The 12,874-nt window shown below is 28.2% G+C and carries 12 protein-coding genes and 2 pseudogenes; 2 read left to right on the top strand and 12 right to left on the bottom strand.

All coding sequences use genetic code 11. The features are described 5' to 3' along the window. Nucleotides 1-47 precede the first annotated feature (47 nt). From J5A73_RS00915 to J5A73_RS00860, 12 genes and pseudogenes are all read right to left on the bottom strand, one after another. Nucleotides 48-962 (bottom strand): LysR family transcriptional regulator, encoded by a 915-nt coding sequence (locus tag J5A73_RS00915; protein ID WP_178938544.1) that lies wholly within the window; start codon nucleotides 960-962, stop codon nucleotides 48-50. A gap of 270 nt (nucleotides 963-1,232) precedes the next feature. Beyond that, the gene (locus J5A73_RS00910; protein ID WP_211615809.1) at nucleotides 1,233-2,069 is read right to left on the bottom strand and encodes an SDR family oxidoreductase; all 837 of its coding nucleotides are present in this window, start codon (nucleotides 2,067-2,069) and stop codon (nucleotides 1,233-1,235) included. Nucleotides 2,070-2,106: 37 nt separating this feature from the next. Next, a complete protein-coding gene (locus J5A73_RS00905) occupies nucleotides 2,107-2,478 on the bottom strand; it encodes a type II toxin-antitoxin system death-on-curing family toxin (RefSeq protein WP_211615807.1) in 372 nt (123 codons plus the stop codon). Then, on the bottom strand, nucleotides 2,478-2,687 hold the full coding sequence (locus J5A73_RS00900; protein WP_211615805.1) for a hypothetical protein: 210 nt from the start codon (nucleotides 2,685-2,687) through the stop codon (nucleotides 2,478-2,480). Before J5A73_RS00900 ends, J5A73_RS00905 begins: the two co-directional genes overlap by 1 nt. A 60-nt stretch (nucleotides 2,688-2,747) precedes the next feature. Further along, entirely contained in the window at nucleotides 2,748-5,426 is a 2,679-nt protein-coding gene (leuS, locus tag J5A73_RS00895) for a leucine--tRNA ligase (protein WP_211615803.1), read from the bottom strand. A 563-nt stretch (nucleotides 5,427-5,989) separates the two neighbouring features. Continuing rightward, nucleotides 5,990-6,934, bottom strand: a complete 945-nt coding sequence (locus J5A73_RS00890; RefSeq protein ID WP_249069320.1) for a lipopolysaccharide assembly protein LapB — start codon at nucleotides 6,932-6,934, stop codon at nucleotides 5,990-5,992. Between the two features lie 63 nt (nucleotides 6,935-6,997). Continuing rightward, nucleotides 6,998-7,690 carry a hypothetical protein gene (locus tag J5A73_RS00885; RefSeq protein ID WP_211615798.1) on the bottom strand — a complete coding sequence of 231 codons (693 nt, stop codon included), beginning with the start codon at nucleotides 7,688-7,690 and terminating at the stop codon, nucleotides 6,998-7,000. 290 nt (nucleotides 7,691-7,980) lie between these two features. After that, a complete protein-coding gene (locus J5A73_RS00880; RefSeq protein ID WP_211615796.1) occupies nucleotides 7,981-8,991 on the bottom strand; it encodes a hypothetical protein in 1,011 nt (336 codons plus the stop codon). A 32-nt stretch (nucleotides 8,992-9,023) separates the two neighbouring features. Then, nucleotides 9,024-9,236 carry a hypothetical protein gene (locus tag J5A73_RS00875; RefSeq protein WP_211615794.1) on the bottom strand — a complete coding sequence of 71 codons (213 nt, stop codon included), beginning with the start codon at nucleotides 9,234-9,236 and terminating at the stop codon, nucleotides 9,024-9,026. Nucleotides 9,237-9,372: 136 nt separating this feature from the next. Next, a complete protein-coding gene (locus J5A73_RS00870) occupies nucleotides 9,373-9,588 on the bottom strand; it encodes a zinc-ribbon domain-containing protein (protein ID WP_211615792.1) in 216 nt (71 codons plus the stop codon). 71 nt (nucleotides 9,589-9,659) lie between these two features. Continuing rightward, a pseudogene (locus J5A73_RS00865) lies at nucleotides 9,660-10,106 on the bottom strand (amino acid--tRNA ligase-related protein); the annotation flags it as partial. 61 nt (nucleotides 10,107-10,167) lie between these two features. Next, nucleotides 10,168-11,269, bottom strand: a pseudogene (locus J5A73_RS00860) (RNA-guided endonuclease TnpB family protein). 269 nt (nucleotides 11,270-11,538) lie between these two features. Between J5A73_RS00860 and J5A73_RS00855 the strand changes: the two are divergent. Together J5A73_RS00855 and J5A73_RS00850 are read left to right on the top strand one after the other, a co-directional pair. Beyond that, nucleotides 11,539-12,228 (top strand): YoaK family protein, encoded by a 690-nt coding sequence (locus J5A73_RS00855; RefSeq protein WP_211615789.1) that lies wholly within the window; start codon nucleotides 11,539-11,541, stop codon nucleotides 12,226-12,228. A 168-nt stretch (nucleotides 12,229-12,396) separates the two neighbouring features. Continuing rightward, nucleotides 12,397-12,861, top strand: coding sequence for a hypothetical protein (locus J5A73_RS00850; RefSeq protein WP_211615787.1), 465 nt, complete (start codon nucleotides 12,397-12,399; stop codon nucleotides 12,859-12,861). Nucleotides 12,862-12,874 lie beyond the last annotated feature (13 nt).

Below are 12,874 nucleotides of genomic sequence, written 5' to 3'. Positions count from 1 at the left end.
TTTATTTCAGTTTTTTCAATAATATCTCAAAATAATTTTTATAAATTTTACAAAATTTCCGTATATTTCAAATGCTCCTTCAAAGCCTCAACATAAACTTTCCCATAAACACTAAGTTTAATATTTTTCTGCATTATAATCCCAACTTTCATATACTCATCCACTTCCAGCGGTCTTGCAATAATATTTTCCCCATTTAATTCCTTACTGATTATCCCAGTACTCACAGTATATCCGTTAAGCCCGACTGCTAAATTAAACAAAGTCGCTCTATCTCTAACTTTTATATTTTTATCCCTATCAATCGTACTAAGTATTTCTTCCGAAAAATAAAACGAATTGTAATCCCCTTGCTCAAACGATAAATATGGATATTCCTTCAAGTCTTCAAGGCTAATACTTTCCTTTTTTGCCAAAGGATGATTAAAACTGATAAAAACATGCGGCTTTGCAGTAAATAATTCAATAAATTTCAAATTATTTCTTTTTATCATTTTCTCAATCACAGTTTTATTTGCCCCTGAAGTATACAAAATCCCAATTTCACTTTTTCTCTTGCTCACATCTTCAATAATTTCATTAGTCTGAGTTTCCCTAAGCGTAAAATCATATTTATTTTCCCCAAACTTTTTAATCACATCCACAAAAGCATTCACCGCAAACGAATAATGCTGTGTAGATACTGAAAAATGCCGAGTTATCTTATTCCCTTTCTTATACTCTTCCTCCAATAAATCTGTCTGCTCCAAAACCTGCCTTGCATACCCCAAAAATCTATCTCCCTCAAGAGAAACAATCACTCCCTTATTTGTTCTGTTAAAAATTGACACATTCATTTCATCTTCCAATTCTTTTATAGCCTTGGTCAGTGCTGGTTGAGAAACAAAAAGCTCTTTTGCAGCATCACTCAATGTCCCTTTTTCAGCGACTGTAACTACATATTTTAACTGCTGTAATGTCATTTTTTTCTCCTTCCATAATTTTTTACTCTAAATTATTCCCATTTAAACTACAAATTGGTTACAAATTTCTTTGCAAGAGATTAAAATACTCTATTAAAAAATAATATAAAATATAATTTCTTTCTTTTATTTAATATTATAAAATAAATTTTATAATATAATAAAAAGCCAGCTTCAATGCCGACTCTTTATTTTGTCAAAAAAATATTTATTCTATAACAAAGAGTTAAAAACTCCTTGTTAAATTTATTAAATAATTTCATATTTTCCTTATAATTTTTCCAAATATTCTGAAAGCGAAGTAGCTTTACGCCCTAAAACTTTCTCAATGTCAAAAGAAATACCAGATTGTTCACCTTGAGCGATCGCAGTATAAGTCGAAACCCAAGAATCATATTCCCATTGCTCAGCCTTCCAAATTTTACGACTTTCGTAAGCTTCTTCCACAGTTTCATCAATATACTTAATTTCTTTTCCAAAATATTCGCTCACAATTTTTACAATTTCATTCATTGTAAGTTCCTCAGGCCCTGTCATATTCAAAGTTTGATTTTCCCATTTTTTTGGATTTTCCAAAATTTTAGCAACAACTTCCGAAACATCTGAACGAACTACAACAGAGACTTTCCCATTCCCCGCAGGTCCTTTTATTTCTCCATATTCTCTGCACATATCTATAAAAAAATCCGCATAAAAATTATCTCTCAAAAATGTATATTTAAACCCTTTTTCTTTAATATACTCTTCAGTTGCATAATGATCTCTTCCCAATGTAAATACAGAATTTTTTGAAGCATTGTAAAACGAAAGATACACAATGTGCAAAACCTTTGCCATTTTAGCCGCATCAATAAAATCCTTATGTTGCTGAACTCGATTAGGATTTTCCGAACCAGACACCATAAAAAGCACATCAATTCCCTCTAACGATTTCACAGTATCTTCTGATTTATCATAACTCGACTTAAAAACATTAGAAAATCCCATTTTTTCAGCCTTTTCTTTATTTCTAGCCAAGTTTCTAATTTCTATTCCATTTTTCTTACATAATTTTGAAACAATTCCACCTAAATGTCCCGTCACTCCAGTTACTGCTATTTTAGCCATTTTAATCACTCCTCTTGTTTTCAAGTTCAAATGATTTTTAAATATATTTTTTCAGATTTTCTTTAAATTTTTCTCTACTAATTTTATTTTCAACAAGTTCAATAACTGCATCTTCCATATCTCTGATATATTCTGTTATTTTTTTATCATATCCATTTTCTATCAAAAAATATGCTCCTACAGCGATAGAAGTTCTTTTATTTCCATCATTAAAAAAGTGATTTTTTGATATACTAAAAATTATGTACTCCAATTTATCCAAAAATTCAGGATAATACAAATCATTTTGCACGAAATCGCAAACTTTCTTTAGTCCTAACTTATCTTTATATCCTTTTAATCCACCTGATAATTTTAAAACTTTATTATGTATTTTCAAAATATTAGAAACTTCAAAATATTTAATCATTATTTATCACGCATTCTAATAAATACATCTTTATTTTCTTCCATTTTTTCAAATAAAATATCCATTGAACTTTTTGTTATTTTATTTTTTTCAACAAAATTAGACATTAATTGAAGTAAAACTTCACTTTCACTTTTTCCAGTTTTTTCTACTGCTTTTTTAAATTCATTAATTAATTCATTATTTTTTATTTCTGCCATATATATCATTTTAATCACCTCTAATTTCTATTTTTTCCAAAAAATTCCCCCACTTTTTATAAAAATTATTTACCCTTTTACAACAACATTAACCAATTTATTTGGTACAACAATCACTTTCACAACTTCTTTTCCATCAATAAATTTCTTAGCCTTTTCTGATTCCAGCGCAAGTTTTTCAGCGTCATCTTTTGAAATTCCAATTTGAGCCGAAACCATATCTCTAACTTTTCCGTTTACTTGGATTACCAAATTGAAAGTATGATCTTTTGTCAATTCTTCGTCATATTTTGGCCATTCTTCTTCAAAAGTAAATGTTTCATTTCCTAAATAAGCCCACAATTCATCAGCTACATGTGGTGCAAATGGTGCGATTAACAAGATTGTTTTTTCCAATACTTCACGCCAGATTTTTTTGCTTTCTGAAGATATATTGTCTTTATCAATTACTTCTTGCTTGTAAGTCGTCATGTCGTTTAACAATTCCATAACAGCTGCAATTGCGGTATTGAAGTGGAAATCATCTTCGATGCTTTCTGTAACTTTTTTAACTGTTTGATGCAATTTCTTTTGAATTTCTTCATCTTTTTGATTTCTATTTTTTAATTCAACTCCATAGTGATTTGCTGATTTCGCATTATGGTCAGAAAATTCTGCAGTTCCAGAAACCAACAAATACAATCTGTTTATAAATCTGTATGCCCCTGCAAGCCCATTCATGTTCCATTCCAATTCTTTTTCAGGCGGTGCAGCAAATAATGTAAACACTCTTGAAGAGTCGGCTCCGTATTCTTTCACGATTTCTTCAGGATCAACTCCATTATTTTTTGATTTACTCATTTTTTCTACTTTTGTAACTAATTCTTCCCCTGTTTCAATCGAGAACGCTTTTCCATCTTTAAATTCAGCTTCTCTTGGGAATAAGTATCTTCTCTCATTTTGCGAATAGAATGAAGGCCCTAAAACCATTCCTTGCGTCAATAATTTTTTAAACGGCTCATTTGTGTCAACATATCCCAAATCTCTAAGTGATTTATGGAAAAATCTCGCATAAAGCAAATGCATTACCGCATGTTCAATTCCACCAATATATTGATTTACAGGTGTCCAAGCATCTGCGTCCGCTTTTTCAAATGGCTTATCCGCATTATGAGAATCCAAATATCTCAAATAGTACCAAGACGAGTCAACGAAAGTATCCATCGTATCAGTTTCTCTTCTACCTTTTTTCCCATTTGGCAAAATCACATCCTTAAACTCTTCTGAAGTTTCAAGCGGATTCCCTTTCCCATTAAATTCAATATCAGTAGGAAGTTTCACAGGCAAGTTTTCTTCTTCTTCCAAGTAAATATTCCCATCTTCATCATAAATTACAGGAATCGGAGTTCCCCAATATCTTTGTCTACTAATCAACCAATCATGAAGTCTATAATTTACCGTTTTCTTACCAAGCCCAATTTTTTCCAATTTTTCAGTAATTTTCTCTTTTGCTTCATTACTATTTAATCCGTTAAATTCTTCTGAATTCACTAATACTCCTGGAACTGTTAAAGCATTTTCCAATTTTTCAACAGAAACTTCTTCTAAATTTCCATTTTTGTCAACAGGATTTACAACAATTTTCAAATCCAAGTTATATTTCTTAGCAAATTGAAAATCTCTTTCATCATGTGCAGGTACCGCCATAACAGCTCCTGTCCCATAATCCATCAACACATAATTTGCAACCCACAACTGCACTTTTTCACCATTTACAGGATTAATCACATAAAGTCCAGAAAATACTCCTTCTTTTTCCTTATCTTCTGCTGTACGAGCTATTTTATCTTCATTTCTCATCGCTTCAACTTTTTCTCTAATACTAGGATTTTCCTTTAAAATAACTTCCTCAACTAATGGATGTTCAGGTGCAACAGTTGCATAAGTAACTCCATAAAGTGTATCAGGTCTTGTTGTAAACACAGAAATTACAACTTCTCCCTTGTCATTCAATTTCAAATGCGTATGTCCATTATTTTCAAATTTGTAATCTAAAATAAAGTCAACTTCAGATCCAGTTGATTTTCCAATCCAGTTTTTTTGCATAGTTAAAACTTGTTCAGGCCAATGTCCTCTAAGTTCTTCATGCCCTGTAAGCAATTCTTCAGCATAATCAGTTATTTTAAAATACCATTGCGACAATTCCTTTTGAATAACATCAGTTTTACTATGTCTCCAGCATTTCCCATCTTCAACTTGTTCATTCGCCAAAACCGTATTACAATCAGGACACCAGTTTACAAAAGATTTTTTCTTATAAACCAATCCTTTTTTATACATTTCAATAAAGAATTTTTGATTCCATTTGTAATACTCTGGAGTGTAAGTGCTAAGTTCTCTATCCCAATCATAAGAAAGACCCATAAGTTTCAACTGTCTTCTCATGTTGTCAATGTTCGCTTTAGTCCATTTTCCAGGATGAGCCCCATGATCAATCGCCGCATTTTCCGCAGGTAACCCAAAACTATCCCATCCAAATGGATGCAACACATTAAACCCTTTCATTTTCTTATATCTAGCAATCGCATCACCAATCGCATAATTTCTCAAATGCCCAACATGCAATTTCCCTGACGGATATGCAAACATCTCAAGCACATAATAATTCTCTTTCCCATCGGCCTTATTTTCAGATTTAAAAACATCTTTTTCAGCCCATTTATCTTGCCATTTTTTCTCAATTTCATTAGGATTATATTCCTTAATCATTGTTTTTTCTCCTCCACTTTTTCAGTATTTATAAATTTTTTATTTAATATCCTTAAAAAATAATTTGTCTATTGACATTTCTGCAAAAATATTTTATAATTAATTACCAAATAAAAACATGTGTGAAAAATAAGAGTATTATTGCTCTTATTTTTTTATCCACTTTAAAAATCGATAACTAAATTCTATTGTTTTTACAATACATAATATAATCGTTGCTACCCTAATCCATTCCATATTCAGCACTCTCCTTTGATTAAATAGAAGGGAGGGAGTCAGGGAATTATTCCCCTTTAAACCTCCTAATCATTTTGATAATCCATTTTATTATCTTTATCAGATAATCTATAGTTGTAATGAATAAAATAATTATCTCCCAAATTTTTAACATGCGCATTTTCTCCCTCCGCCTCATAATTGTACTATATTTTGGAATTTTTGACAATTATTTTTGTTTCATAATATTTCTAGAGATCCTATAAATATTATTTCCTCTTCGCATAAAACAACAAAATCTAATAAAATCTATCTTTTTCCTAAACTCTATTTATCATTCAACCAATTTACTTCTTCAACTTCACAACCTTTTTCGATTTCCCTCCAGTTTTCTTCCCTAATTTCTCATAAGCCCATTCAACAAACGAACTTGCAGTCAAAAATAAATAATCATTCTCTGTCATTGATAATATAAGTTCATCAGTTGAAAATGGTCTATATCCCATACTGCTTAATTGATTAAGATAAAATTCTCCTCTTTCATTCATCATATCTTTAAAGAATTTTTTCAATCCTTTTACATTTTTCTCAATTTTTTTCAAATAATTTAATGATTTGGTAAATTCTCCCTTTTTAAAATAAAGAACTGAAATTGGAAGCAACATCTGTACTGAATTTTGTCCATTATATTTTTTGTAAAGTTTTAATGCATTTTCTTCATCTTCAAAAAAAGCATAAAGTGACATCAATCTAAATCGGACTCCCAGATTGTCATTTTCATTTAATTTTAGTATTTCTTCATATTCTTTAACGGCTTTTTTCATCATTCCATTTTCTGCCAAAATTTCTGCATAGCTTTGTTTTATCCTCATATATGGCCGAGTTTCAACTATTTCCCAGAACTCTCCAATATTTTCTTCATTCATGAAACCTTCCCGCTCCACTATTTCATTTCCATGCTTCAATATTTTTTCCAATCTATTTAACATATCAATTGAATCTTTTGCATCTGTACTAGCTATCAAATATTCGGCATCCAAATTATCCTTATCCATTTTTAATACTTCTTTTGCATATTTTAGCCTTTTACTATCATCCTCTGTTTCAAATGCCATTTCTAAATAGTCATAAATCTTTTCAGAATCACTTTCATCAAAAGAATTATCTTCTTCACCTTTCATTGTACTTTCATTATATTGTCTTTCAAATTCATCTATTAGTTTTCGAATTTCACTTTCGCTCATTTCTTCAGTAGAATGTTCTTCCATAAATTTTTTAAATTGTTTGTACATTTTTTCTATTTCCCTATGCATAATTCCCTATTTCCCTTTCAATAAGTAATCTATTTCAATCTGCTAATACCCAAAACTTGGATTTTCAATAACCCATTTCCCATTCTTTTTATTAGCTTCCAAAATTTCTTTTCTTCCTACATATTTTCCATTTTTTGTAATTCGTTCTAATTCTTGATCCATCATTTCTAATTGAATTTCGCCTATTGTTTTAAAATATTTTTTAATAGCTTTTTCATCATTTTGTGAAATTGATTTTTGATATTCTTCCATTGTTTTTCCCGTTTTTTTCTTAAAGGCTTCGTCCATTTTTTCAGCTATTTCTCCAGATCTTTCAATCATCTTATCCATGCTCATTTCATCTGTATTTACAGGAAATCCCAATTTAACTTTTACATATGCTTTCTCTCCATTGATATAGTCAATTTTTTCTATATCAATCTTGTAATATTTATACATCGTATCCACCATTTTAGAAAAATAATCCTCTCCAAAAAAAGAACCCATCATTTCTTTCATCTGATTTGACCCATCTTTTTGACTTCCAGCAAAAACTCCATTCATCATTTTATTCATCATTCCAAACATTTCCTCTTTTGAATAAATTCTACTCACTTCTTTTTCAATTTGAGAATTGTAATCTGAAAGAACACTTTGATTGAGCTTTACTGCTGGTTCTACTTCCACTTGATATTTTTCTTTTGCAAAACTTGACAAACTTAATAATATTGACAAACTTAAAATTATTTTTTTCATAAAAATTCACTTCCTTCTTTTAAAATTTATTTCAATTAAAATGATTGTATGGGAATTTTATCATTACATTTCCACACCTTGCTTTAAACCTCTATTTATAGGCACCTTTCACTTTTTCTGTTCAGATTATTAAATATTTCTATAACTATATTTTAACAGATAAATTTCTTTTTAGCCATAACAAAAACCTCCAAATATTATATTCTTATATTTTGAGTTTACACAAAATTCTGGACACTCTCTCACTGCTTTTACAACATCAGTTATTTAAAAATCAAATTTTTATTCTTTTATGAAAAAATCAAATTAGAACTATATTCTTTATCTTCTAAATCAGTCACTTTAATCTTAGGATAAAAAGATTTTTCAACGACTAATTCTACAATATAATCATCTGCAATATAGGTGTAGCCTTTTATTGATTTTTTAAAATCATCTATATTTTCAAAAAAACCATTTTCATTATAACAGTTTCTAAAAAATTCTGAATTTTCATTTTCTAAAAGGAAAATATTATTTTTTATATTTTCTAACCCCTTTCTATATTTTCTTTTTAAAATAAGAAACCTTTCATTTTCTAGAGATTTATACTCTATAATAATTTTATATTTTTCATTAAATAAAAAATATATTCTCGTATAACATATAAAATCTTCATAATACTTTCCTTCTTTAAATGTATAGGTTTCTATTCCCATAAATCTAACCGTTTTTTTTTCTAAAAAAAATACCAATGGAATCATATTTTCTATATTTTTTTTATTTGAAAACTCTAATATGTACTCTCTTTTATAAATAATATCTTTTTTTTCTAATTTCAATTTTTCTTTCAATGGTATATAGTATTTTTTTATTTTCTTTGATTTTACTTGCTCTACATTTATATTTTTTTTACTTAAAAACTCTATATGAGTATCCTCAAAAATAATATAATGTTTTAAATATTTATTTCGAGTATACCAACCTTCTTTTCTAGAGTTTATTAATTCCTGTTCTAGAGAAGTTTTTAAATTAAATTGTCCTAAAAAAATTCCCATAGTAGAAAAACCACTTGTATTTCCTAAAAATTTTATTCCCTCTAGATCACTCATATTATATTCTTTTATAATTTCTCCATTTTCTTGATATAAAAGAATAAATTTACCTTTATTCTTATGGTATTCAATAGACGGTTCTATATACATAAAATTTTTTCTTTTTTTTATTTTTGGGGGATTTTTTGATACTACAATCTCATTAGTCTCATATTCCTCAAAATCCAAAAGATCTTTTCCGTTATCTTTTCTTAAATAATGTTTCATAGTTCCTTCCCCTTTGTATCATTTTACATATCTTATTTTTTGGGAATCTTTTCCCTTTTTTCAAACAACTCTAAAGTTGACTTATTTCCACTTAACTTACTTGAATAATTTCTTACACTAATGGTTAATTCTTTTCCACCAACATCAATTGTCCCAATAAATATTTCTTTTCCCTCAGGTTTTGGAATTTTTCTTATATTTTTAGCTTCTTTTTCAAATTTAGTAACTTCATCTAAATTCAACATTATCTTAGTACCGTGTGTTAGAATTACTTGTTTTTTGCCCGCAATTTTAAATATTTTTATAAGTTTTTTTGTTCCTTTAAAAGTCGGTTTTGCTATTGGAATAATATTTAAAACTCTTGTTAAAACCTAGAAGAAATTAATCTTTTGGCACATCATAAACCTGACGACAAATCGGACATTCTAAATATTCTTTTCTACCACTTATTGGAAAAACTGGTATCCAAAACAAAGTAAACCAGTCACGATATTCCATAAAATTCCAGTCAGATGTGTTATTACATCTTGAGCAATGGCAGTTTTCCAATGATCCTAAATTTTTAAATTTTCTTTTTGTTCCAAATACTAAAATCATTTTGGATACTTCTCCTTTATTTTTTACATTTTTTGACAAGGGGTCAATACCCCTTGCTAATTTTTTAATTACTAATCTTCTTTTTCAACTTCCAGCAATTTCAATCTCAAATCATCTTCAAGAACTTGTTCTTCAATTCCCGCAGGTGCTCCAGTCATCAAGTCTTGCCCTTTATTAGTTTTAGGGAATGGAATTACTTCTTTTATTGAATCTTCCTTCAACATTGCCATAAGCCATCTGTCAATTCCGTAAGCAAGTTCTCCATGTGGTGGAACCCCATATTTCAACACTTCCAAGAAGAATCCAAATTTGTCTTCCAATTCTTCTTGACTAAATCCTAATTTTTCAAAAACTTTCGCCTGTAAATCTTCATCGTGAATTCTAATACTTCCTCCACCAATTTCATAACCATTTAAGACAATATCATATGAATCTGTCTTAATTTTTGCAAGTTCATTCGTATCAAGATATTTTCTATCTTCTTCCTTAATCGAAGTAAACGGATGGTGTTGCGCTTTTGTTAGCCAAATATATTTACCAAGCTCTTCGGGTAGTTCCTACCCTATCTTTTTTATTTTCCTAATATTCCAACATCAATTTTCCAATGTTTTTTATATTCAGTGCCGCATTGTAATCTCTATCAATTTCAATTCCACAGCACTCACATTTATAACTTCTTTCTGATAATTTCAGTTCCTCTTTAATATTTCCACATCTACTACAAGTTTTCGATGATGGAAACCAACTTATCTATCTTCAAAAATTGTTTCCCTAAAAACATCAGTTTATACTCAAGCATCCTCAAAAACATTCCCCATCCATTATCTCCTACACTTTTCCCAAAATTTAATGCCTGACTCATCACTTTCATATTCAAATTTTCAACAACCACAGCATTATAATCTTCAGATAATTTTTTCGATAATTTATGCAAAAAATCTCTTCGACAATTTTTGATATACTCATGTAATTTTGATATTTTCATTTTTTGTTTATACCAATTTTTAGAAAATTTCACTTTTCTCGATAATGATTTCTGTAATTTTTTCAATTCTTCTTCCAACATCCTAAAATATTTTGGATAATCAGCTCTTTGGTTTTCAGAACTGACAAATAATTCAGACATCGAAAAATCAAGTCCAATCACTTTATCATTATTACTAGCTACTTTTTGAATTTCTTTTTCAAATTCTGTCAAGATGGAAACATAGTAATTTCCATTACTGTTTGTCAATGTTACTGACTTTATCTTGTAATACTTTGGTATTTCTCTATGATATTTTAATTTAACTTTTTTCAATTTTGGCAAAACCAAATATTTGTTTTCTTCAATTCTTATCGAATTATTCACACAATTTGTCGTGTAACTTTTAACACTATTCTTTTTAGATTTGAATCTTGGAAACTTTGCTCTCTTTTGAAAGAAATTCGTAAACGATCGTTTTATATTCAATTGAGCATTTGAAAGTGCTAGACTGTCTACTTCTTTTAGAAATTGATTTTCACTTTTCAAACTGGCAGGTGTGATTATTTTATTTTTTCCAGTTTCTTCATAAAATTTATTCGCAGTATACAAAATCGTATTGTAAACAAAGCGAACACATCCAAAAGTCTTATTTATCAACAATTCTTGTTCCTTATTTGGATAAATCCTGTATTTGAATGCTAAATTATATTTCATAAAATTACACCTCCTTTTGATTTTGAATATTATTTCTTTAGAAATTTTATAATTAATGATTTCTCTTCGATATTTTATACAAAAATTGTATCATAGATATATACTTTTTTCAATTTTTTTACAAAAAAAGCAATTTATCTCCCGCTTGTAAAAGCCGGAGACTTCTTGTTATCTTTTTGTTAAAAAATTTTATACTTTAAAAATATATAAAAGTTTGGTAAAATATTTTTATATTAAAAGTTTTTTTGAAAGGAGAATAAAATAGAAAAATGAAAAGAGAACTTAAAAAAATTTTTTTTATAAGAAAAAAAGATTCTGTGCAAACATTTAGACTTGCAATGTTTCTTTGCATTGTTGGAGGATTTTTAGACGCTTATACTTTTACAACAAGAGGAAAGGTTTTGGCAAATGCGCAGACTGGAAATCTTGTTTACTTAGCGCTAAATCTTGCTGAAAGAAATTATCAAAAAGCTTTTTCCTATTTTGTCCCAATTTTTGTCTTTGCGCTTGGAATTTTATTTTCAGAATATTTAAAACATATATTTACAAAATATGAAAATTTTCGTTGGCAACATACTGCCATTCTTATTCAATTAATTGTAATGTTTTTTATTTCGTTTATTCCGTCAAATCACTTAAATATGCTAGTTAATGTGATAATTTCATTTATTGCTGCGCTCCAGTATCAAGGTTTTAAAAAAATTCATGGAGTAAATGGTGCAACTACAATGTGTACAGGAAATCTGCGTTCCAGCATGGAATTTTTGACTCAATTTATAAAAACAAAGGAGAAGATATTTTTTTATAAATTTTTGGTTTATATTGGATTAATTACATTTTTTGTAATTGGTGCAACTTTATGTGCTGTTTTAGTCCAGTTTTTCAAAAATTATGCGCTACTTGTCTGCTGTATTTTACAATTTATCGTATTTTTAGTGATGTTTAAACAAAAAATTTAATTTTATAATCAAACAAATATCTCTTAATATTGATAAATAAAGACTTTAGAAATTTTTCAATATATTTAAAAAATTTTTTTGCTTGTAAAAAAAGCAAAAAAGTTATATAATTATTACAAATAACATCTGTTATATTGTTAAAAAAAAATTAAAATAAGGAGGTTTTTTATGTTTGAAAAATTTCGTTTTGAGAATCTTTCAAAAATAATTCAATTGTATGTTTTGAATTTATTTGAACAAATTATAAAAAAAGATAATTTGACAATTTTTTCAAAAATAAATTTTTTTAATGTAGGAAATATTTCCTTGCTCTATGAAAAAAATAAAAAAATTTTGATTAATAAAAGCACTAAATTTTTAAAATTATTGGACGAACATATTCTAAAGTCAGAAATAGACTTGTCTTTTATCGAAAATGTCGATGTCAAAAAATTGATACAAAATTTTGAAAAACTTTGTGCCAATGGATATAAAAATTTTATTGAAAAAGACATAAGAAAAAAAATAATTGAAAAATTTACAAACTGCTTAAAAAATTTAGTTGTAATTTATTTATTCTCAAATATAAAATTTAACTATATTTCTGAAAACGCAAGAGTAAAAATAAGCCGTGCTCCACCTTTTGTAAAATAATTTTATAAAAAAT

This window comes from Leptotrichia sp. oral taxon 218 (assembly GCF_018128225.1).
GTDB lineage: Bacteria > Fusobacteriota > Fusobacteriia > Fusobacteriales > Leptotrichiaceae > Leptotrichia.
Note: the sequence above shows the minus strand (reverse complement) of the source record. Positions and strands in the feature narration are given on the sequence as shown.